General features: G+C 58.5%; 19 protein-coding genes. 15 read left to right on the top strand and 4 right to left on the bottom strand.

Annotation, left to right across the window (positions count from 1 at the left end):
- Nucleotides 1-5: 5 nt before the first annotated feature.
- Together B9Z39_RS07155 and B9Z39_RS07150 are read left to right on the top strand one after the other, a co-directional pair.
- Nucleotides 6-1217 carry an efflux RND transporter periplasmic adaptor subunit gene (locus B9Z39_RS07155; protein ID WP_108301171.1) on the top strand — a complete coding sequence of 404 codons (1212 nt, stop codon included), beginning with the start codon at nucleotides 6-8 and terminating at the stop codon, nucleotides 1215-1217.
- Nucleotides 1214-2812 (top strand): DHA2 family efflux MFS transporter permease subunit, encoded by a 1599-nt coding sequence (locus B9Z39_RS07150; RefSeq protein WP_108301170.1) that lies wholly within the window; start codon nucleotides 1214-1216, stop codon nucleotides 2810-2812. The genes B9Z39_RS07155 and B9Z39_RS07150 overlap by 4 nt, the downstream gene beginning before the upstream one ends.
- Before the next feature lie 17 nt (nucleotides 2813-2829).
- Here the strand turns inward: B9Z39_RS07150 and B9Z39_RS07145 are convergent, their stop codons facing one another.
- The gene (locus B9Z39_RS07145; RefSeq protein ID WP_100146828.1) at nucleotides 2830-3747 is read right to left on the bottom strand and encodes a LysR family transcriptional regulator; all 918 of its coding nucleotides are present in this window, start codon (nucleotides 3745-3747) and stop codon (nucleotides 2830-2832) included.
- A 117-nt stretch (nucleotides 3748-3864) separates the two neighbouring features.
- Here B9Z39_RS07145 and B9Z39_RS07140 point away from each other — a divergent pair, with 117 nt between their 5' ends.
- From B9Z39_RS07140 to B9Z39_RS07095, 10 genes are all read left to right on the top strand, one after another.
- A complete protein-coding gene (locus tag B9Z39_RS07140; RefSeq protein ID WP_233248938.1) occupies nucleotides 3865-4581 on the top strand; it encodes an extracellular solute-binding protein in 717 nt (238 codons plus the stop codon).
- Between the two features lie 41 nt (nucleotides 4582-4622).
- The gene (locus B9Z39_RS07135; RefSeq protein WP_100146826.1) at nucleotides 4623-5657 is read left to right on the top strand and encodes an amidohydrolase family protein; all 1035 of its coding nucleotides are present in this window, start codon (nucleotides 4623-4625) and stop codon (nucleotides 5655-5657) included.
- A gap of 61 nt (nucleotides 5658-5718) precedes the next feature.
- Nucleotides 5719-6402 carry a 4-carboxy-4-hydroxy-2-oxoadipate aldolase/oxaloacetate decarboxylase gene (gene ligK / locus B9Z39_RS07130; RefSeq protein WP_100146825.1) on the top strand — a complete coding sequence of 228 codons (684 nt, stop codon included), beginning with the start codon at nucleotides 5719-5721 and terminating at the stop codon, nucleotides 6400-6402.
- Nucleotides 6403-6414: 12 nt separating this feature from the next.
- Complete coding sequence (locus B9Z39_RS07125; RefSeq protein ID WP_108301168.1) at nucleotides 6415-7254, top strand: transporter substrate-binding domain-containing protein; 840 nt, start codon at nucleotides 6415-6417, stop codon at nucleotides 7252-7254.
- Between the two features lie 19 nt (nucleotides 7255-7273).
- A complete protein-coding gene (locus B9Z39_RS07120; RefSeq protein WP_108301167.1) occupies nucleotides 7274-8239 on the top strand; it encodes a tripartite tricarboxylate transporter substrate binding protein in 966 nt (321 codons plus the stop codon).
- Between the two features lie 44 nt (nucleotides 8240-8283).
- Nucleotides 8284-9201, top strand: coding sequence for an amidohydrolase family protein (locus B9Z39_RS07115; RefSeq protein WP_108301166.1), 918 nt, complete (start codon nucleotides 8284-8286; stop codon nucleotides 9199-9201).
- Nucleotides 9202-9642: a protocatechuate 4,5-dioxygenase subunit alpha gene (ligA, locus tag B9Z39_RS07110; RefSeq protein WP_100146821.1), complete on the top strand. Its 441-nt coding sequence runs from the start codon at nucleotides 9202-9204 to the stop codon at nucleotides 9640-9642.
- A gap of 1 nt (nucleotide 9643) precedes the next feature.
- Nucleotides 9644-10522 (top strand): class III extradiol dioxygenase subunit beta, encoded by an 879-nt coding sequence (locus B9Z39_RS07105; RefSeq protein WP_108301165.1) that lies wholly within the window; start codon nucleotides 9644-9646, stop codon nucleotides 10520-10522.
- 18 nt (nucleotides 10523-10540) lie between these two features.
- Nucleotides 10541-11497 (top strand): Gfo/Idh/MocA family oxidoreductase, encoded by a 957-nt coding sequence (locus B9Z39_RS07100; RefSeq protein ID WP_108301164.1) that lies wholly within the window; start codon nucleotides 10541-10543, stop codon nucleotides 11495-11497.
- Nucleotides 11498-11517: 20 nt separating this feature from the next.
- A complete protein-coding gene (locus B9Z39_RS07095; RefSeq protein ID WP_108301163.1) occupies nucleotides 11518-12525 on the top strand; it encodes an aldo/keto reductase in 1008 nt (335 codons plus the stop codon).
- Between the two features lie 6 nt (nucleotides 12526-12531).
- On the opposite strand, the gene cfa is transcribed toward B9Z39_RS07095, so the two are convergent.
- A complete protein-coding gene (cfa, locus tag B9Z39_RS07090) occupies nucleotides 12532-13689 on the bottom strand; it encodes a cyclopropane fatty acyl phospholipid synthase (protein WP_108301162.1) in 1158 nt (385 codons plus the stop codon).
- Between the two features lie 217 nt (nucleotides 13690-13906).
- On the opposite strand from cfa, the gene B9Z39_RS07085 reads away from it, so the two are divergent.
- A complete protein-coding gene (locus tag B9Z39_RS07085; protein ID WP_100146816.1) occupies nucleotides 13907-16138 on the top strand; it encodes an NADP-dependent isocitrate dehydrogenase in 2232 nt (743 codons plus the stop codon).
- A 55-nt stretch (nucleotides 16139-16193) separates the two neighbouring features.
- On the opposite strand, the gene B9Z39_RS07080 is transcribed toward B9Z39_RS07085, so the two are convergent.
- Nucleotides 16194-17093, bottom strand: coding sequence for a LysR family transcriptional regulator (locus B9Z39_RS07080; RefSeq protein ID WP_108301161.1), 900 nt, complete (start codon nucleotides 17091-17093; stop codon nucleotides 16194-16196).
- 89 nt (nucleotides 17094-17182) lie between these two features.
- Here B9Z39_RS07080 and B9Z39_RS07075 point away from each other — a divergent pair, with 89 nt between their 5' ends.
- Nucleotides 17183-17533 (top strand): protocatechuate 4,5-dioxygenase subunit alpha, encoded by a 351-nt coding sequence (locus B9Z39_RS07075; protein WP_100146814.1) that lies wholly within the window; start codon nucleotides 17183-17185, stop codon nucleotides 17531-17533.
- Nucleotides 17534-17551: 18 nt separating this feature from the next.
- Nucleotides 17552-18388, top strand: a complete 837-nt coding sequence (locus B9Z39_RS07070; RefSeq protein ID WP_100146813.1) for a class III extradiol dioxygenase family protein — start codon at nucleotides 17552-17554, stop codon at nucleotides 18386-18388.
- Nucleotides 18389-18475: 87 nt separating this feature from the next.
- Here the strand turns inward: B9Z39_RS07070 and rpoD are convergent, their stop codons facing one another.
- Nucleotides 18476-20848, bottom strand: a complete 2373-nt coding sequence (gene rpoD, locus B9Z39_RS07065) for an RNA polymerase sigma factor RpoD (RefSeq protein ID WP_100146804.1) — start codon at nucleotides 20846-20848, stop codon at nucleotides 18476-18478.
- Nucleotides 20849-20868: the final 20 nt, after the last annotated feature.

Genomic DNA, 20868 nt, shown 5'->3' with positions numbered 1-20868 from the left:
ATCGCATGAGCCAACTGTCTGCCAATGAAAAAGCCAACGCACGTCGCCGAGGCTTGCAAGCCATTGCAGCGACGATCGGTGTCGCAGCTTTGGTGTGGGGGGGCTGGCACTGGGTGTCGGGCCGACACCATGTCAGCACCGACAACGCCTATGTGATGGGCCATGTGTTGCAAATCACGCCGCAAATCACCGGCACGGTGGTGGCCATCCAGGCCGATGAAACCGACTTTGTGCGTGCAGGCCAGGTGCTGGTCAAGCTCGACGCGTCGGACGCCCGCGTGGCGCTGGAGCAAGCCCAGGCCCAGTTGGCGCAGACCGTGCGCGAGGCCCGCGCCTTGTTTGCCAACACGGGGGCTTTGGCCGCGCAGGTCAAGCTGCGCGAGGCCGATGTGCAACGCGCCCAAACCGATGTGCAGCGCACCCAAGACGATGTGAACCGCCGTGCACCGCTGGTGCCCAGTGGTGCCGTGAGTCAAGAAGAGTTTCAGCACATCAGCGCCCAACTGAGTGCGGCCAAGAGCGGCCTCAACGTGGCGCAGGCGGCACTCGACGCGGCCAAAGAGCAATTCAATGCCGGTCAAACGCAAACCGAAGGCACCCGCATCGAGAGCCACCCCAGCGTGGCGCGTGCCGCCGCCAAGATGCGTGAGGCCTACTTGGCCCTGCAGCGCGTGAACCTGTTGGCACCCATCGATGGGCACATTGCCAAGCGCAGCGTGCAAGTGGGCCAGCGTGTGTCAGCAGGCGCGCCCTTGATGACCTTGGTGGCTTTGAACCAGTTGTGGGTCGACGCCAATTTCAAAGAGAGCCAGCTCAACGAGCTGCACATCGGCCAAAGCGCCGAGCTGGAAGCCGATGTGTATGGCCACAAGGTGACGTTCCACGGCAAGGTGGCGGGTTTGGGCGCGGGCACGGGCTCGGCTTTCTCACTGCTACCCGCACAAAACGCCACGGGCAATTGGATCAAGGTGGTGCAGCGTGTGCCGGTGCGCATTGTGTTGGACCCCCAGGAGTTGGCCCAGCATCCGTTGCGGGTGGGCTTGTCGATGGATGTGACGGTGGACACCGCGGACCAAAGCGGTAAAAACCTGGCCGACACCCGCCGTGAGGGCGCGGTGTCATCGACCGCCATCTACGACACACTGCAAGCCGCCGCCGATGCCGAGGTGCAACGCACCATTGCCGCCAACCTGGGGACGCACAGCGCCAAACCATGAGCGACACACCTGCCGCTGACGCCGCACCCACTGCACCGCCCTCAGCCCCTGCCAGGCCCGAGCCACTGCATGGCTTGATGCTGCTGCTGGGCACGCTGTCTTTGTCGTTGGCCACGTTCATGAACGTGCTCGACTCATCCATTGCCAATGTGTCCATTCCGGCCATCTCGGGCGATTTGGGGGTGAGTCCGGGGCAGGGCACTTGGGTCATCACCAGCTTTGGGGTGGCCAATGCCATTTCGGTGCCGCTCACAGGCTGGCTCACACAACGCTTTGGCGCGGTGCGTTTGATCACCATGAGCATCTTGCTGTTTGTGTTGACCAGTTGGCTGTGTGGCTTTGCCCCTTCGCTGGAGTGGCTGGTGGTGTTTCGCGTGCTGCAAGGCTTGGTGGCCGGGCCCATGATTCCGCTCTCGCAAACGTTGCTGCTCTCAAGTTACCCGGCGGCCAAGGCCGGCACGGCCCTGGCCTTGTGGGGCGTGACCACGCTGGTGGCGCCGGTGGTGGGCCCCTTGCTCGGGGGCTGGATCACCGACAACGTGTCGTGGCCCTGGATTTTTTACATCAACGTGCCGGTGGGCCTGGCCTCGGCGGCGCTGACCTGGGGCATTTACCGCAAGCGTGAAACGCCCACGCGCAAGCTGCCCATCGACAGTGTGGGCCTGACCTTGCTGGTGCTGTGGGTAGGCGCCTTGCAGTTGATGCTCGACAAGGGCAAAGAGCTGGACTGGTTTGCCTCCACCGAGATCGTGGTGCTGGGGCTGGTGGCCTTGATTGGCTTTGCCATTTTTGTGGTCTGGGAGCTGACCGACGAACACCCGGTGGTGGACCTGCGTTTGTTCAAAGGCCGCAACTTTGCGTTTGGCGCGCTGGCCTTGTCGATTGCCTATGGGCTGTTCTTTGGCAACGTGGTGCTGCTGCCTTTGTGGTTGCAGCAGTGGATGGGCTATACCGCCACCTCGGCCGGCATGGCACTGGCACCGGTGGGCATTTTGGCCATCTTCTTCACGCCGCTGGTGGGCAAGAAAGTGAACGCTTGGGACCCACGCTGGATGGCCACCGGAGCCTTCATTGTGTTTTCCCTCGTGCTGGTGTTGCGCTCGCACTTCAACACGCAAACCGACTTTGCCCACATCTTGTGGCCCACCTTGATGCAGGGCGCGGCCATGGCGTTCTTCTTCATTCCCCTGACCACGCTCACCTTGTCGGGCTTGTCGCCAGAGCGCATTCCTGCGGCAGCGGGCTTGAGCAACTTTGTGCGCATCACCGCCGGTGCCATGGGCACTTCGATTGCCACCACGCTGTGGGAGAGTCGTGCCGCCTTGCACCACGCCCACCTGACCGAACCGTTGAATCAGGCCAATGGGGTGTACCTGGCCACGCTGGAAGGCTTGAAGTCTGCAGGCCTGAGCAGCGAACAGGCCATGGCGCAGGTCAACCGCTTGATCGATCAGCAGGCATTCACGCGCGCCGCAGACGATATTTTCTTGGCGTCAGCGGGTTTGTTCATCGCCTTGATTGGCTTCATCTGGCTCACCCGGCGGCCCGCCCGCCATGGTGCAGCCTTGGCACCTGATGCGGGCGGCGCGCACTGAATTTGCGTGTTGAGGTCTCAGAGTGTGTGAGCCAACAAGGCTTGGCCCACCACCTCTTGCGTCACACGCTGCGCGGCTTTGTGGGTTGACGTCATGGGGCGACGCGCCGACCACACCAGCATGAGTTGACTCAGCAGCCGCGGCCGCTCGATGCGGTGGGTGCTGAAGTCTTTGGGCTTGGCAAAGTTGCTCAGGGTGTAGGCGGGCAGCACGGCATAGCCCAGGCCTTCTTTGACCAATTCCAAAATCGCATTCAAACCATCGATCTCCAGCACGATGTGGGGCTTGCGGTTGAGGCGCTGCATTTCGGTGTCGATCAGCAAACGAAACGCGTTGGGTCGGCTGGGCAAGATCAGCGGCAAATCAAACAGCGCTGACAAGGCCACCTTGGGTTGCAGTGCAGCACCCGCCAGCTTGGCTTTTTTGCCGGCAATCAAAATCAAGGCATCTTCGTGCAGCACCGTCATCTCTAAATCAGGCGAGGGCGGCGGGTTGTAGAGCACGGCCATGTCCAGGCGGCCCGCTCGCAGGCTCTCGAGCATGGGCACCGAAAACCCTTCGGTCAGCGACAGCTGTGACTGCGGCAACTGGTCGCGAAACGAAAAGGTCAGCGGCACCGTGATCAGCTTGGACAGGCTGGGCGGCAACCCGATGGACACGCGCCCCGTGAGGGCACCGCGCACCGAGGCCAGTTCTTCTTGTGCCACGCTCACTTGGTGCAAGATGCCGCGCCCGTGCTCCAGCATCACCAAGCCAGCTTCGGTCACGGTGACGCCGCGGCCGTTGCGCAGCAGCAGGTTTTGTCGCAATTCCACTTCCAGCTGGCGCACATGGCGGCTCAGCAGGGGTTGTGGCATGCCCAACGCAATGGCGGCTTTGGTGAAGCTGCCTAGCTCGGCGACCCGGACAAAGGATTCGATTTGCTTGAGTTCCATGGCTTTTTGAAAGTGAATAACCAATTGTCTGTTATTTAAATTCGTTATATCAGCTAGTTCTCCCCAAAACCCCTGACATGGCACCTGAAGCAGGGGGAGGTCTCTAGAATCCAGCCCATGCAAACCTCGACCTCTCCCCTCGTGCTGCGTGGTATTTCTTCCATGGCCACCAAGGCCATCTTGGCCGATTTGACCCAGGTCTACCAAGCTGAAACCGGCGTGGCCGTGCAGATCGAATCGGTGGGCGGCGTGGATGCGGCCAAGCGCGTGCAAGCAGGCGAAGCCTTTGATGTGGTGCTGCTGGCCTCGGACGCGATTGACCGCTTGATCGCCTCGGGCCATGTGTTGGCCGACAGCCGCAGCGACTGGGTGCGTTCGCCCGTGGCGATGGCGGTACAAGCGGGCGCAGCCCATCCCGACATCGGCACAGAAGCGGCGCTCAAAGCCGCTGTGCTGGCCAGCCCCAGCCTAGGGTTCTCCACCGGACCAAGCGGTGTTTACCTGAACCAATTGCTGGCGCGTTGGGGCATTGCCGAGCAGGTGACACCGCGCATGGTGGTGCCGCCTCCTGGCACACCCGTGGGCACTTTGGTGGCGCGCGGCGAGGTGGCCTTAGGCTTTCAGCAACTCAGCGAACTGATCGCCTTGCCCGGCATTGAGGTGCTGGGCACGCTGCCGCCCGAGGTGGCTTACATCACCATTTTTTCGTCGGGCATTGCGCAAGTGATGGCCCATGATGCAGCGCGTGTTCAGGCGGTGCAGGCATTTTTGAAGTTCTTGGCTTCGGCTGACGTGGAAGACGTCAAGCGTCGCCAGGGTATGGACTGGCTCTGATTTTTTTCTCATCTCCAAACTTTTAGCCCTGAAGGTTTTTTATGTCTCTCATCATCGACGTACACGGTCACTACACCACCGCGCCCAAGGCGCTTGAAGACTGGCGCAACCGCCAAATCGCCGGTATCAAAGATCCCGCGTCCATGCCCAAAGTCTCGGAGCTCAAGATCAGCGACGACGAACTGCGCGAGACGATTGAGACCAACCAGCTCGCCAAGATGAAAGAGCGTGGCTCAGACATCACCATCTTCAGCCCACGCGCCAGTTTCATGGCCCACCACATTGGTGACTTCCAGGTGTCGTCCACCTGGGCGGCCATTTGTAACGAGCTGTGCTATCGCGTCTCGCAGCTCTTTCCCGACAACTTTGTGCCTGCGGCCATGCTGCCCCAGTCGCCTGGTGTGGACCCCGCCACCTGCATTCCAGAATTGGTCAAGTGTGTGGAGCAGTACGGCAATGTGGGCATCAACCTCAACCCCGATCCGTCGGGCGGCCACTGGACCTCGCCCCCGTTGAGCGACAAGTCGTGGTACCCCATTTACGAGAAGATGGTGGAGTACGACATTCCCGCCATGATTCACGTCTCCACCAGCTGCAACAGCTGTTTCCACACCACCGGCGCGCACTACCTGAACGCGGACACCACCGCCTTCATGCAGTGTTTGACCAGTGACTTGTTCAAAGACTTCCCCACCTTGAAGTTCTTGATTCCCCATGGCGGCGGCGCTGTGCCTTACCACTGGGGCCGTTTCCGTGGCTTGGCGCAAGAGCTGAAAAAGCCTTTGTTGTCCGAGCACCTGCTCAACAACATTTATTTCGACACCTGCGTGTACCACCAGCCAGGCATTGACTTGTTGACCAAAGTGATCCCGGTCAAGAACATCATGTTTGCCTCTGAAATGATTGGCGCGGTACGTGGCATCGACCCTGAAACCGGCCACCCCTTTGACGACACCAAGCGCTACATCGAGGCCACTGCCAACCTGAGCGCCGAAGAACGTCACCAGGTGTACGAGGGCAACGCACGTCGCGTGTTCTCGCGCTTGGACACCAAGCTCAAGTCGCAAGGCCGTTGATTCATTGAATTGGGGTCAGAACCCGATTGTTTGAGCCCAAATTTTTTCAGGAGAAAACCACATGTACGAACTCGGCGTTGTTTACCGCAACATCACCCGCGCTGACCGCGCCACCACCGACAGCTTGGCCGCTTTGGGCTCTGCCACGGTGCACGAAGCCATGGGCCGTGTGGGCTTGATGAAGCCTTATATGCGCCCCATCTATCCCGGCGCGCAGGTGTCGGGCACGGCAGTGACGGTGTTGCTGCACCCCGGCGACAACTGGATGATGCATGTGGTGGCTGAGCAAATTCAGCCTGGCGACATTGTGGTGGCGGCCATCACGGCCGAGTGCACCGACGGTTACTTTGGTGACCTGTTGGCCACCTCGTTCATGGCCCGTGGTGCACGTGCCTTGATCATCGACGCAGGGGTGCGTGATGTGAAAGAGCTCACCAAGATGGGCTTTCCCGCATGGAGCAAAGCCATCAGCAGCAAAGGCACCATCAAGGCCACCATCGGCTCGGTCAATATCCCCGTGGTGTGTGCCGGCATGATCGTGCACCCTGGTGACGTGATCGTGGCCGACGACGATGGCGTGGTGTGCGTGCCCCAAGCGTTGGCTGCCAAAACACTGGCTACGGCACAAGCGCGTGAAGCCAACGAAGGCGAAAAACGCGCCAAGTTGGCCTCAGGCGTGTTGGGCTTGGACATGTACAAAATGCGCGAACCGCTGGCTGCGGCTGGTTTGAAATACATCGACTGATCGGACTCTCCCATGCGCACACTGCACCGCACGTTAGGACCTTGGCTGCTGGCAGCCTTGCTGGGTTTGGCTGGGTGCGTGCGCACCTGGGAGATGGGCGGCTCCTCTGTGCCCGCGCCTGCGCTGTCGCAGGTCGCGCCCGAGGTCCAGCAGGCGCTGGCACCCACAGGCGTGTTGCGCGTGGGGGTGTACTTGGGCAGTCCCACCTCGTGGGTGCGTGACGCACGCACAGGCACTTCGAATGGTGTGGCGTTTGAACTCGGCCACGCCTTGGGCTTGGCACTGGGTGTGCCCGTGCAGGTGGTGAGCTACCCACGCGTTGCAGAGGTGATTGAAGGACTCAAGCGGGCCGAGGTGGACATGACGTTCACCAACGCCACCGCGTCGCGTGCCAAGGACGTGGACTTCACACCGCCCTTGATTCAGTTGGAGCTTGGCGTGCTGGTGCCTGCCAACAGCCGCATCCAAAGCTTCGCCGATGTGGACCGTGCCGGTGTGCGTCTGGGCGTGAGCCAAGGCAGCTCGTCGCAAGGCGTGTTGGGCCAGCGCTTGAAGATGGCGCGCTTGGTGCCCGTGGCTTCGTTGGATGTGGCGCAGCCAATGTTGCAGCGCGGCGAGTTGGATGCTTTTGCCACCAACAAAGGCATCTTGTTTGAACTGTCTGAACAAGTGCCTGGCTCGCAGGTTCTCAAAGACCGCTGGGGTTTGGAGAATTTGGCCATTGCGATTCCGAAGGGCCGCGAGGCTGGCCGGGCCTATTTGAACGACTTTGCCCAAGCGCGTGTGCGCGAGGGCGATGTGAAACGCATGTCCGAGCGCGCAGGTTTGCGCGGCTTGGCTCACAACCCATAACCGCTTACAAGGAAGACCCATGAAATTGCTCACACGTTGGATGGCACGGCTGTGCATGTGCCTGGTGGCAGGCCAAGTCTTGGCGCAGGCCTATCCGAGCAAACCCATCAAAGTGGTGGTGGGTTATGCCGCAGGCGGCGCGGTGGATGTGGTGGCACGCACCATCGGGCAGAGTTTGTCCAGCAGCATGGGTCAGCCCGTGTTGGTAGAAAACAAACCCGGCGCGGGCACCAACATTGCGGTCAAGTCGGTGATCGGTGCCGAGCCCGATGGCTACACCTTGATGATGGCGGCCAACGCCTTGGCCGCCAACATGGCGCTGTACCAGCCCATGCCCTTTGATGCCGAGCGCGACTTGGTGCCCGTGTCTTTGATTGGCCGTGTGCCGGTGGTGATTGCCGCCAATCCGAATGTGCCCTACGCCACTGTGAAGCAACTCATCGAGGCCGCCAAGGGCAAGCCCAACAGCATTGCCTTTGGCTCGCCCGGCAATGGCTCCACACCCCACATGGCGATTGAGTTGTTTGCACGCGCCGCAGGCATTGACTTGCAGCACGTGCCTTACCGGGGCGGATCGCCCGCCATCACCGACACCATCGGTGGACAAATCCCCCTGGTGGCGGTCAATGCCCTTGAGGTGTTGCCGCATGCCAAGAGCGGCAAGCTCAAGGTGTTGGCTGTGCTCAGCCCCAACCGCAGCCCAATTTTTCCGGATGTGCCCACCATTGCCGAGTCGGGCTTTCCTGGCTTTGAAGCTTCGGTGTGGTACGGCTTGGTCGCCCCCATCGCCACGCCCAAGCCCATCGTGGCCAAGCTGCACGACGAAGTGCAAAAAGCGCTGCAAACCAAAGAAGTGCGCGAGCGCATGAGCGCGGTGGGCGGCGAAGTGGTGCCCGGCAGCGCCGAGATGTTTGGCAACCTGATTCGCTCTGAGCGTCAGCGCTACACCAAGCTGGTGAAAGAAGCCAACATCCAACCCGATTGAGCACCTGCATAGCGATTGAACGATTGATACGAAAGAGAACTGAGATGGAATTTCAAAAAACCCCCGGCTGGCTCGACTGGTACAACGGCCCTAGCCAACCCACCTTCAAATTGCCCGCAGGCGCGGTAGATGCCCATTGCCATGTGTTTGGACCCGGTGCCGAGTTTCCCTACGCGCCTGAGCGCAAGTACACGCCGTGCGATGCGTCCAAGCAGCAGTTGTATGCACTGCGTGACCACCTGGGCTTTGCACGCAATGTGGTGGTGCAAGCCACGTGTCACGGCGCCGACAACCGCGCCATGGTGGATGCGTTGGTCAGCTCGGGTGGCAAAGCGCGTGGCGTGGCCACGGTCAAGCGCAGTGTGAGCGACGCCGAGTTGCAAGCCATGCACGACGCCGGTGTGCGTGGTGTGCGTTTCAACTTTGTGAAGCGTTTGGTGGACTTCACGCCCAAAGACGAGTTGCTGGAAATTGCCGGTCGCATTGCCAAATGGGGCTGGCATGTGGTGATTTATTTTGAAGCGGTAGACCTGCCTGAGTTGTGGGACTTCTTCACGGCTTTGCCCACCACCGTGGTGGTGGACCACATGGGCCGCCCTGATGTGAGCAAGCCGGTGGATGGCCCTGAGTTCGAGTTGTTTGTGAAGTTCATGCGCGAGCACCAAAACGTGTGGTGCAAAGTGACATGCCCTGAGCGCTTGTCGGTGGCGGGCCCTAAGGCCTTGCACGGCGAACAAAACGCTTACCAAGACGTGGTGCCGTTTGCCAAGCGCATCGTGGACACTTTCCCAGACCGCGTGATCTGGGGCACCGATTGGCCACACCCCAACCTGAAAGACCACATGCCCGATGACGGCTTGTTGGTTGATTTCATTCCGCACATTGCACCCACAGCAGCCCAACAACAACAACTGTTGGTGGACAACCCCATGCGCCTGTACTGGCCTGAAGAGGTGGCATAAATGGCACTCGACAAACCTTACCTGGACGTGCCAGGCACGACGATTTTTGATGCCGAGCAATCGCGCAAAGGCTACTGGCTCAACCAGTTTTGCATGTCGCTGATGAAGGCTGAGAACCGCACGCGCTTCAAAGCCAACGAGCGTGCCTACCTCGACGAATGGGACATGACCGAGGAGCAAAAGCTGGCGGTCTTGGCGCGTGACTTGAACTGGTGCATCAGCACCGGTGGCAACATTTATTTCCTGGCCAAGATTGGTGCCACCGATGGCAAGAGCTTCCAGCAAATGGCCGGCTCCATGACGGGCATGACCGAAGAGGAATACCGCCACATGATGGTCGCAGGCGGACGTTCGGCCAACGGCAACCGCGTGGTGGGCGAAGACGGTGACGCACAAGCGCAGAACCAGCCCCAAGGCGCCGCAGGAAAGAAGAAAGACTGACATGGCAAAAATTACCGCATCTGTTTACACCTCTCACGTGCCCGCCATTGGCGCCGCGCTCGACTTGGGCAAGACCCAAGAGCCGTATTGGCAGCCTGTGTTCAAGGGTTACGAATACTCCAAGCAGTGGCTCAAGGGCAACAAGCCCGACGTGATCTTTTTGGTCTTCAACGACCATGCCACGGCCTTCAGTCTGGAGATGATTCCCACCTTTGCCATTGGCACGGCGGCCCAATACCAACCGGCCGACGAGGGCTGGGGCCCGCGCCCTGTGCCGGTGGTGCAAGGCCATCCTGATTTGGCCGGGCACATTGCCCAGTCGGTGATTCAGCAAGACTTTGACTTGACCATCGTCAACAAGATGGATGTGGACCATGGCTTGACCGTGCCCCTGTCTTTGATGTGTGGCGAGCAAGACCCCCTCCAAGGCGCGTGGCCTTGCCCGGTGATTCCGTTTGCAGTCAACGTGGTGCAGTACCCCGTGCCCAGCGGCCAGCGTTGCTTCAACCTGGGCCAAGCCATCCGCAAAGCAGTGGAAAGCTACGACGAAGATTTGAACGTGCAGATCTGGGGCACAGGCGGCATGAGCCACCAGTTGCAAGGCCCACGCGCAGGCTTGATCAACAAAGAGTTTGACAAGATGTTCTTGGACAAGTTGATTGCCGATCCTTTGGCTGCTGCGGCCATTCCACACATCGACTACGTGCGCGAAGCAGGCAGCGAAGGCATTGAGTTGGTGATGTGGTTGATTGCGCGTGGCGCGATGTCTGACATCCAAGACGGCAAAGTCACTGGCCCCGCGCCTAAATTGAAGCACCGCTTCTACCATGTGCCCGCCTCCAACACGGCGGTGGGGCACGCGATTCTTGAAAACCAATAAAACTCCGGAGAAAAACGCATGAGCAAAACCATCAAAGTCGCCCTGGCGGGCGCAGGTGCATTTGGCATCAAACATTTGGACGGCATTCAAAACATCGATGGCGTGGAAGTGGTGTCGTTGATCGGTCGCGAGCTGGATAAAACCAAAGAAGTGGCTAGCAAATACGGCATTGGCCATGTGACGACCGATTTGGCCGATAGCTTGGCCTTGCCCGAAGTGGACGCTGTGATTTTGTGCACGCCCACCCAAATGCACGCCGCACAAAGCTTGGCTTGTTTGAAAGCGGGCAAGCACGTGCAAGTGGAAATTCCCTTGGCCGACAGCTGGAAAGATGCTGACGAGGTGGTGCGCGTGGCCCAAGAAAAAGGCTTGGTGGCCATGTGTGGCCACACCCGCCGCTTCAACCCCAGCCACCAGTGGGTGCACCACAAAATCAAGGCCGGTGAATTCAACATCCAGCAAATGGATGTGCAGACGTATTTCTTCCGCCGCACCAACATGAATGCCTTGGGTCAGGCCCGCAGCTGGACCGACCACTTGCTGTGGCACCACGCGGCCCACACGGTGGATTTGTTTGCCTACCAAGCAGGCAGCCCGATTGTCAAAGCCAATGCGGTGCAAGGCCCGATTCACCCCACCTTGGGCATTGCGATGGACATGAGCATTCAGCTCAAGGCCGCCAATGGCGCCATTTGTACGCTGAGTTTGTCGTTCAACAACGATGGTCCTTTGGGCACTTACTTCCGCTACATCGGCGACACCGGCACTTACCTGGCCCGTTACGACGACTTGTACACCGGCAAGGAAGAGCAAATCGACGTGTCCAAAGTGGCGGTGTCGATGAACGGCATTGAGTTGCAAGACCGCGAGTTCTTCTCTGCCATCCAAGAAGGCCGTGAGCCCAACAGCAGCGTGGCCCAAGTGCTGCCTTGCTACAAGGTGCTGCACGACCTTGAGCTGCAACTGAACGCTTAACCCCACACCACAAGACCGCTATGCAACAACGCCAGATTGGGCCTTTCTCTGTATCAGCCATCGGCCTGGGCTGTATGAACCTGAGCCACGCCTACGGTGCGCCACCTGCACCTGAGGTGGCGACGGCGCTGTTGCATCGGGCATTGGACTTGGGCTGCACACTGTTTGACACGGCAGCCCTGTATGGTTTTGGGGCCAATGAAACGCTGGTGGGCAAGGTGCTCAAGCCGTACCGCCAGCAGATCACGCTGTGCAGCAAAGGCGGCATGGCGGGTGTCACGTTCCCCGATGGCGTGAAGCGTGTGATTGATGGGCGCCCTGAAACCATCCGTCAAAACTGCGAAGACAGTTTGCGCCGTTTGGACACCGATGTGATTGATCTGTACTACTTGCACCGTTGGGACAAGAAGGTGCCGATTGAAGACAGCGTGGGTGCCTTGAGCGACTTGGTGCGTGCGGGCAAGGTGCGCAGCATTGGTTTGAGCGAGGTGTCAGCCACCACGCTGCGCAAAGCGCACGCGGTGCACCCCATCGCGGCGGTGCAAACCGAGTATTCGCTGTGGACACGCAATCCTGAAATTGCAGTGTTGCAAACATGTCACGAGCTAGGCGCCACGTTTGTGGCTTTCAGTCCGGTGGCGCGCGGATTCTTATGCGGTGACTTGCGCGATGTGGGTGGTTTGGCGGCCAACGACATTCGCCGTGCCATGCCGCGTTTTGTGCCTGAAACCTATGCTGCCAATGTGGCGCTGCTGGACGCGTACCAAGCCTTGGCACGCGAGTTGGGATGCACGCCTGCGCAATTGGCACTGGCGTGGTTGTTGCACAAAGACAGCACGTTGATCCCGATCCCCGGCACACAAAATATTCGCCATCTGGAAGACAACATGGCAGCGGCGGCTGTGGTGCTCACGCCAGAGCAGATGCAGCGCGTGGAAGCCTTGATCAACACCCAGACGGTCAAAGGATTGCGCTACAACGCGCAAAACATGACGGAAGTGGATACCGAAGAGTTTGCGACGCTCTGAGTCTCGTCAAAGCAGGGGGCGTCGATAACCCCCTGTTTTGGTTTTGGGTGACAGCACCCATTGCCACAACTGCATGTCGCGAGCACGAAAGGCCCCGGCACAGGCCATCAGGTAATAACGCCACATGCGCTGAAAGCGCTCCGGGTAGCGTGATTTCAGCTCTGGCCATGCGGCGTCAAAACGTGCCAGCCAAGCCATCAAGGTGTGGTCATAGTCGGTGCCGAAGTTGTGCAAGTCTTCCACCACGAAGAGGCTTTCGCAATGCTGGCTCAGTTCACTGATGGCAGGCAATGCACCGTTTGGAAAAATATAGCGTTCGATCCACGGGTCTAGGCTCAAGGCCGGCGTGTTTTGACCAATGGTGTGCAGCAGGAACAGGCCTTGCTCGTGCAAGGACCGTTGCACGGCCTGGAAATAGGCCGGGTAGTTCTTTGGGCCCACATGCTCAAACATGCCGACAGAGGCCACCCGGTCGAACTTTTCAAGTCCCTGGGGGTTGAACAAGCGGTAGTCGGTGAGTTCAAACCGAATGGGTAAATGCGCTTTTTGTGTTTGTCCCCAAGCGGCTTGTTCACGCGACACCGTCAGGCCCACACATGACACGCCATGGTGTTGCGCGGCATAGCGCATCAGGCTGCCCCAGCCGCAGCCAATGTCCAGCAGACGCATGCCCGGTTGCAGTTGCAGCTTTTGACAGATCAATTCCAGTTTGGCTTCTTGCGCTTGTGCCAAGTTGTGGCTGTTGGCCCAATAGCCACAGCTGTAGACCATGTAGGGGTCCAGCATGGCCTGAAACAAATCGTTGCCAAGGTCATAGTGCTCTTGGCCCACTTGCCAGGCGCGTGGCACCGATTGGCGATTCATCACCCGGGCTTTGAGTGCCGCCAACAGCAGTCCCGGTGGGCGGACTTGCTGGTCTAGCTTGGCGCGCAAGATCCGGTGCATCAACTCATCAATGCGTTCGCAATCCCACCACCCATCCATGTAGCTTTCTCCCAAACCCAGACTGCCCGAGCGCAGCACGCGGTGGTAGGTGTCTTCATGGTGTACCTGCATGTCCCAGGGACGGGTGCCATTGAGCGCGATATCTGCACGTGCCAGAAGCCGCACAAAAAGGTCGCGTACCTGGGGGCTTTGGGGGGGTGTGAAGGCTGTTTGTGGCATGGTCAGTTCAAAAGTGAATGAGCAGCAGATCGCCTGACAAGCCCGAAATTTAGCGCAAATTGCCTATTTGCGGGAGGCTGTTTCACACCGATTTCACGCCGATTGAACCAAGGTCAATGACGTGACTTTTCTTTCAGCAGCCTTGCAGGTGCGTCGCTTAAGATCAGGGGTTGTGAATCTCACTTCTTGACCCGTCAACCAACGTAACAAAGACACCATGGCTGCTGACAAATCCAAAATTATTTACACCCTGACCGACGAAGCGCCCTTGTTGGCCACTTACTCGTTTTTACCCATCGTTCGCACCTTTGCTGCACCTGCTGGCATTGAAGTGGCTGAGAGCGACATTTCGGTGGCGGCCCGCGTGTTGGGCGAGTTCCCAGAGTTTTTGACCGAAGCGCAAAAAGTGCCTGACAACTTGGCCGAGCTGGGCCGTTTGACCTTGCTGCCCGACACCAACATCATCAAGTTGCCCAACATCAGCGCTTCGGTGCCCCAGTTGATTGCGGTGATCAAAGAGTTGCAAGGCAAGGGCTACCACCTGCCCAACTTCCCTGAAGATCCCAAGACCGATGCCGACAAAGCCATTCGTGCGCGCTACTCCAAGTGCCTGGGCAGTGCTGTGAACCCTGTGCTGCGTGAAGGCAACTCGGACCGCCGTGCACCGCTGGCCGTGAAAAACTTTGCCCGCAAGAACCCCCACAGCATGGGCGAGTGGAGCATGGCTTCGCGTACCCACGTGGCGCACATGAAGCACGGTGACTTCTACCACGGTGAAAAGTCGATGACCCTCGACAAAGCTCGTGATGTGAAGATGGACCTGGTGACCCAGAGCGGCAAAACCATTGTGCTCAAGCCCAAGGTGTCGTTGCTGGCAGGCGAGATCATCGACAGCATGTACATGAGCAAAAAGGCTTTGTGCGACTTCTATGAAGAGCAGATGGAAGACGCACGCAAGACCGGCGTGATGCTGTCCTTGCACGTCAAGGCCACCATGATGAAGGTGTCGCACCCCATCGTGTTCGGTCACGCGGTGAAGATTTTCTACAAAGACGCTTTTGCCAAACACGGCCAGTTGTTTGACGAGCTGGGTGTGAACGTCAACAACGGCTTGGTCAACCTCTACGAAAAACTGGAGAGCTTGCCCACCACCAAGCGTGAAGAGGTCATCCGTGATCTGCACGCTTGCCACGAGCACCGCCCTGAGTTGGCCATGGTCGATTCGGCCAAAGGCATTTCTAACCTGCACGCACCCAACGATGTGATCGTAGACGCGTCGATGCCAGCCATGATCCGCATCGGCGGCAAGATGTGGGACGCCAACGGCAAACCCAAGGACACCAAGGCGGTCATTCCTGAGTCGACCTTTGCCCGTATCTACCAAGAGATCATCAACTTCTGCAAGACCAACGGCAACTTTGACCCCACCACCATGGGCACTGTGCCCAACGTGGGCTTGATGGCCCAACAAGCTGAAGAGTACGGCTCGCACGACAAAACCTTTGAAGTGCCTGAAGCAGGTGAAGCCCGCATCGTGGACATCGCCACAGGTGAAGTTCTGCTGACACAAAACGTGGAAGAGGGCGACATCTGGCGCATGTGCCAGGTCAAGGACGCACCGATTCGCGACTGGGTCAAACTGGCCGTCACGCGTGCGCGCAACTCGGGCATGCCGGCTGTGTTCTGGCTCGACCCCTACCGTCCACACGAAGCCGAGTTGATCAAGAAGGTTGAGTTGTACCTGAAGGACCACGACACCACGGGCTTGGACATTCAGCACATGTCGCAAGTGCGCGCCATGCGCTACACGCTGGAGCGTGTGGTGCGCGGCATGGACACCATCTCGGTGACCGGCAACATCTTGCGCGACTACCTGACCGACTTGTTCCCCATCATGGAGCTGGGCACCAGCGCCAAGATGTTGTCGATCGTGCCTTTGATGGCCGGTGGTGGCATGTACGAAACTGGTGCTGGTGGTTCTGCGCCCAAGCACGTCAAACAGCTGGTGGAAGAAAACCACCTGCGTTGGGACTCGCTGGGTGAGTTCTTGGCTTTGGCTGCCAGCTTGGAAGAGTTGGGCATCAAAACCAACAATGACAAAGCCAAAATTTTGGCCAAAGCCTTGGATGCCGCCACGGGCAAACTGCTGGACAACAGCAAAAACCCATCGCCCAAAACGGGGCAGCTCGACAACCGTGGCAGCCAGTTCTACTTGGCCATGTACTGGGCCCAAGAGTTGGCGGCACAGACCGAAGACCAAGAGTTGCAAGCCAAGTTCGCAAGCTTGGCCAAGACCTTGACTGACAACGAGCAGAAGATTCTGGCCGAGTTGCAAGCGGTGCAAGGCAAGCCTGTGGACATCGGTGGCTACTACATCTTGGATGCCAAGAAGGTCTCCGAGATCATGCGACCCAGCGCGACCTTGAATGCCGCCTTGAGCGCTTTCTAATCAAGACCGCGCGTTGATTGCAGCAAGCGCCACCTCTTTGGAGCTGGCGCTTTTTTTATGTCTTTGCATTGGGTGTTGCAAAAAGTTGCTCGCGCAACCAGGTATGTACAGGGTCGTTGTGGTGCCTCAAGTGCCAAATGGCGTACATCGGCATGGCAGGCGTCTCAAACGGGGCAGGCGCATCGGCCAGGCCATGCAACAAACCTTCGCGCAGCAGACCGGGCAGGGTGGTCAAGCGGTCAGTGCCGCGCACGAACGCCGCAATGCCCGCAAAACTGCTCAAGGTCACGGCAAAGTGGCGTTGCACGCCGCGTTTGAGCAGCAAATCGTCAATGTCCAACGCCCGTTTGGGTTGGTAGACCACGCTGACGTGCTCAGCGGCTTCATAGGCTTTGAGCGAGCGTGGCGCTTTGCGGACCTGAGGGTCATAAAACACGCGGTAGTTGTCGCTGAACAAGCGTTTGTGTTTGATGTCGGTGGCGTCAGGGGGGCGCGGGCTGATGACCAGTTGGCACTCTTCGTCACGCAACATGTCGGCGCTGGGAATATCCGAAGCCAGTACCCGCAACGTGACCTCTGGAGCCTGGGCGCGTAGGCGGTTCAAGAGGCCAGGCAGCAGCAAGTCGCGTTGCATGTCGTTGGCGGCGATGGTGAAGCATTGCCGCAACCGGGCGGGCACAAAGCCCCCCGCATGGACGAAGCCTTGCATTTGCGTCAGCAGCCCTTGGGCTTGCTGCGCCAAGGCTTCGGCGCGCGCCGTGGGCACAATGCCGCGTCCCGATTTGACAAACAGGGCATCGCCCAGGATGGCGCGCAAGCGGTCGAGCTGATGGCTGACAGCCGACTGCGTGACGCCCAGCGTGCTGGCGGCGCGGGTGACCGAGCCTTGTTCGATGACGGTGCTCAAGAGCTTGAGCAAATGGCCATCCAAATCTAAATGATCGAATTTTTTCATGAAATAGATGAGCTTTACGCTGTTTATTTTATGAGTGAACCTCGCCACACTTCAACCTATCGCACCACTGCGTTGTTTGAGGAGACGACATGAGCACCCCCCTTGCCCCCATTCCAGGCACCACCTTGTTTGACGGCGAGCAAGCCCAAAAAGGCTATGCACTCAACAAGATGTGTTTTTCATTCAACAGCGCGGACAACCGCCATGCCTTCAAGGCCGACGAAGAGGCCTACATGCGCCACTACGGCTTGAATGCGCAACAAGCCGATGCCATTCGCACACGCAATGTGCTGGGCTTGATTGCTGCGGGTGGCAATGTGTACTACTTGGCCAAATTTGCCGGCATCTTGGGGCTGGATGTGCAAGACCTGGGCGCGGCACAAACCGGCATGAGCAAAGAAGAATTCAAAGCCAAGCTGCGTGCAGCGGCCAACCAATAACACGTAGGAGCACACACCATGGCACACATCGTTGGCGGTCTCGCCACTTCACACATTCCTTCCATTGGCAGCGCGATTGCCAAGGGCTTGCAGCAAGACCCGTACTGGAAACCATTCTTTGATGGTTTCCCCCCTATCCGTGAATGGTTGGGCAAAGCCAAGCCCGATGTGGCGGTGGTGTTTTACAACGACCATGGGTTGAACTTTTTCCTCGACAAAATGCCCACGTTTGCGGTGGGAGCAGCGGCGCAATACAACAACGCCGATGAAGGCTGGGGCATTCCCACCTTGCCACCGTTCAAAGGTGCGCCTGACTTGTCATGGCACATCATCAACCAATTGGTTGAGAAAGAGTTTGATGTGGTGACCTGCCAGGAAATGCTGGTGGATCACGCCTTCACGCTGCCTTTGAAGTTGTTTTGGCCAGACGATGTGTGCCCGGTGCTGACGGTGCCGATTTGCATCAACACCGTGCAGTTCCCACTGCCTTCGGCAAAGCGCTGCTACAAACTCGGCCAAACCGTGGGGGACGCCATTCGCAGTTGGGACAGCGATTTGAATGTGGTGGTGGTGGGCACCGGTGGCTTGAGCCATCAGCTCGATGGTGAGCGTGCCGGTCACATCAACAAAGCCTTTGATTTGGAGTTCATGCAAAGCTTGCAGAACAACCCTGAGTGGGCCACACAGTTCAGCATCCACGAGTTGGTGGAGAAGGCCGGCACCCAAGGCATTGAGCTGTTGAACTGGTTGGCCATGCGCGGTGCCTTGGGGCAAACCGTATCGACGGTGCATCAGAACTATCACATTCCAATTTCCAACACGGCGACGGGTGTGTTGGCGTTGCAGGCGGTGTGATGCGCTGAACGCATGAAACCCCCCCGCAAACGTTAGCCGCTTACGGGGGTTATGTGGGGTCCCAACGCATGGTTGGGAGGCTCAGGCTTAGATGGTGTCGATGAAGCTGCGCAGTTTGTCGCTGCGGCTGGGGTGCTTGAGTTTGCGCAAAGCCTTGGCTTCGATTTGACGGATGCGTTCGCGCGTGACGTCAAACTGCTTGCCCACTTCTTCCAGCGTGTGGTCGCTGGTCATCTCGATGCCGAAACGCATGCGCAGCACTTTGGCTTCGCGTGGGGTGAGGCCGTCCAAGATGTCTTTGACCACATCGCGCAAGCCCGCTTGCATGGCGGCTTCGATGGGGGCGGTGTTGACGCTGTCTTCGATGAAGTCGCCCAAGTGGCTGTCGTCATCGTCGCCGATGGGGGTTTCCATCGAGATCGGCTCTTTGGCGATCTTCATGATCTTGCGGATCTTGTCTTCTGGAATTTCCATCTTCTCAGCCAAGACGCTGGCATCAGGCTCAAAGCCAAACTCTTGCAAGTGTTGGCGGCTGATGCGGTTCATCTTGTTGATGGTCTCGATCATGTGGACCGGGATGCGGATGGTGCGCGCCTGGTCAGCAATGGAACGGGTGATGGCCTGACGGATCCACCAAGTGGCGTAGGTGGAGAACTTGTAACCACGGCGGTATTCAAACTTGTCGACGGCCTTCATCAAGCCGATGTTGCCTTCTTGGATCAAGTCGAGGAACTGCAAGCCACGGTTGGTGTACTTTTTGGCGATCGAGATCACGAGGCGCAAGTTGGCCTCGATCATTTCTTTCTTGGCGTTGCGCGAGTTACGCTCGCCTTCGTTCATGCGTTTGTTGATGTCTTTCAGTCGTTCCAGGGGCACGACCACGCGCGACTGCAAGTCCATCAATTTTTGTTGCAGTTCTTGAATCGGTGGAATGTTGCGGCCCATGGTGGCTGACCAAGGCTTGCCCGCAGCGGCTTGTTTTTCGACCCACTTCAAGTTGAGCAGGTTGGGTGGGAAGTCTTTGACGAAGGTGGCTTGTGGCATGCCACATTTGTCCACGATGATGCGGCGCAGTTCGCGTTCTTTTTTACGCACTTCGTCGACTTGGCCACGCACCATTTCGCACAGTTTTTCAATGGTCTTGGCGGTGAAGCGGATGGTCATCAGCTCCAAGGTCAGGGCCGTTTGTGCTTTTTCGTAGGCGGGTGTGCCATAGCCTTCTTTGTCGTAGATCTTGCGCAGTTTTTCAAACAGCGAGGACATGCGGTCAAAGTGTTCCAAGGCTTGGTTCTTGAGTTCTTCAAGCTTCTTGGTCAGGGCTTTGGAGCCGCCTTTGCCATCGTCGTCGTCGGCTTCATCGAACTCGTCAAAGTCTTCTTCGGCCACATAGTCGTCGGCTTCGTTGAGGTTGTTGAAGCCGTCCACCACGGTGGAGATCACCACCTTGTTTTCACGGATGTCGTTGGCCATTTCCAAAATGGCTGCGATGGTGGCTGGTGAACCGCTGATGGCTTGCATCATGTCCATCAAGCCGCCTTCGATGCGCTTGGCAATTTCAATTTCGCCTTCGCGCGTCAACAACTCCACCGTGCCCATTTCGCGCATGTACATGCGCACGGGATCGGTGGTGCGCCCGAATTCGCTGTCCACGGTGGACAGGGCGGCTTCGGCTTCTTCTTCGGCTTCTTCTTCGGTGGCTGCGGTGGGGGTGTTGTTGTTGAGCAGCAGGGTTTCTGCGTCAGGGGTGTGTTCGTACACCGCCACGCCCATGTCGTTCAACATGGAGATCACAACTTCCAGGGTTTCGGCATCGACCAACTTGTCGGGCAAGTGGTCGGAGATTTCGCCATGGGTCAGGTAGCCGCGTGTTTTGCCCAGCTTGATCAGGGTTTTCAGGCGCTGACGGCGTTTTTGCATGTCTTCTTCAGACAGCACGGTCTCGTCAAGACCAAACTCTTTCATCAAGGCGCGTTCTTTGGCCTTGCTGATTTTCATGCGCAGGGGTTTGACCTTTTCGGTCGTTGCCACTTCTTCGACTTCGAGGTCAGCCTCGATGTCGCTCATGTCTTCGTCGAGCACAGACTTACCGGCTTTGGCTTTGCCTGTTTTTTTGGCGGCAGCTTTGGGTGCTTTGCCTTCTACGGCAGCTGCTTTCTTTTTCGGTTCTTCGACTTTGGCCTTGGGTGCTTTGGGGATGGATTTGACGACGACGGGTTTGGCGTCAGCTTTGGCTTTGGATGCGGGCACTGGTTTGGCTTTCGTGGCAGGCTGAGTTGCTGTTTTGGCAGCAGATTTCGCAACGGGTTTTGTGGTGCTCTGGGTAACTGCCTTGGCGGCGGCTTTGACGGCAGGTTTCGCCGCAGTTTTGACGACAGGTTTGGCTGTCGTTTTGGCTGCTGGTTTGGCTACCGTTTTGGCCACTTTGGGGGCAGGCTTCTTGGACTTGTGGTCAGCGGGCATGGAAACTCCTAGACATCAAA

Source organism: Limnohabitans sp. JirII-29 (assembly GCF_003063395.1).
Lineage (GTDB): Bacteria > Pseudomonadota > Gammaproteobacteria > Burkholderiales > Burkholderiaceae_C > Limnohabitans.
This window is presented reverse-complemented; position numbering and strand designations above follow the sequence as displayed.

Excerpts from the sequence above, each read along its gene's own strand:
- B9Z39_RS07135 (WP_100146826.1), top strand. The coding sequence starts at position 4,623 with ATGTCTCTCATCATCGACGTACACGGTCACTACACCACCGCGCCCAAG.
- B9Z39_RS07125 (WP_108301168.1), top strand. The coding sequence starts at position 6,415 with ATGCGCACACTGCACCGCACGTTAGGACCTTGGCTGCTGGCAGCCTTG.
- cfa (WP_108301162.1), bottom strand. The coding sequence starts at position 13,689 with ATGCCACAAACAGCCTTCACACCCCCCCAAAGCCCCCAGGTACGCGAC.
- B9Z39_RS07150 (WP_108301170.1), top strand. The coding sequence starts at position 1,214 with ATGAGCGACACACCTGCCGCTGACGCCGCACCCACTGCACCGCCCTCA.
- ligK (WP_100146825.1), top strand. The coding sequence starts at position 5,719 with ATGTACGAACTCGGCGTTGTTTACCGCAACATCACCCGCGCTGACCGC.
- B9Z39_RS07155 (WP_108301171.1), top strand. The coding sequence starts at position 6 with ATGAGCCAACTGTCTGCCAATGAAAAAGCCAACGCACGTCGCCGAGGC.
- B9Z39_RS07120 (WP_108301167.1), top strand. The coding sequence starts at position 7,274 with ATGAAATTGCTCACACGTTGGATGGCACGGCTGTGCATGTGCCTGGTG.
- B9Z39_RS07140 (WP_233248938.1), top strand. The coding sequence starts at position 3,865 with ATGCAAACCTCGACCTCTCCCCTCGTGCTGCGTGGTATTTCTTCCATG.
- B9Z39_RS07080 (WP_108301161.1), bottom strand. The coding sequence starts at position 17,093 with ATGAAAAAATTCGATCATTTAGATTTGGATGGCCATTTGCTCAAGCTC.
- B9Z39_RS07070 (WP_100146813.1), top strand. The coding sequence starts at position 17,552 with ATGGCACACATCGTTGGCGGTCTCGCCACTTCACACATTCCTTCCATT.
- B9Z39_RS07145 (WP_100146828.1), bottom strand. The coding sequence starts at position 3,747 with ATGGAACTCAAGCAAATCGAATCCTTTGTCCGGGTCGCCGAGCTAGGC.
- B9Z39_RS07075 (WP_100146814.1), top strand. The coding sequence starts at position 17,183 with ATGAGCACCCCCCTTGCCCCCATTCCAGGCACCACCTTGTTTGACGGC.
- B9Z39_RS07100 (WP_108301164.1), top strand. The coding sequence starts at position 10,541 with ATGAGCAAAACCATCAAAGTCGCCCTGGCGGGCGCAGGTGCATTTGGC.
- B9Z39_RS07095 (WP_108301163.1), top strand. The coding sequence starts at position 11,518 with ATGCAACAACGCCAGATTGGGCCTTTCTCTGTATCAGCCATCGGCCTG.
- ligA (WP_100146821.1), top strand. The coding sequence starts at position 9,202 with ATGGCACTCGACAAACCTTACCTGGACGTGCCAGGCACGACGATTTTT.
- B9Z39_RS07105 (WP_108301165.1), top strand. The coding sequence starts at position 9,644 with ATGGCAAAAATTACCGCATCTGTTTACACCTCTCACGTGCCCGCCATT.
- rpoD (WP_100146804.1), bottom strand. The coding sequence starts at position 20,848 with ATGCCCGCTGACCACAAGTCCAAGAAGCCTGCCCCCAAAGTGGCCAAA.
- B9Z39_RS07115 (WP_108301166.1), top strand. The coding sequence starts at position 8,284 with ATGGAATTTCAAAAAACCCCCGGCTGGCTCGACTGGTACAACGGCCCT.
- B9Z39_RS07085 (WP_100146816.1), top strand. The coding sequence starts at position 13,907 with ATGGCTGCTGACAAATCCAAAATTATTTACACCCTGACCGACGAAGCG.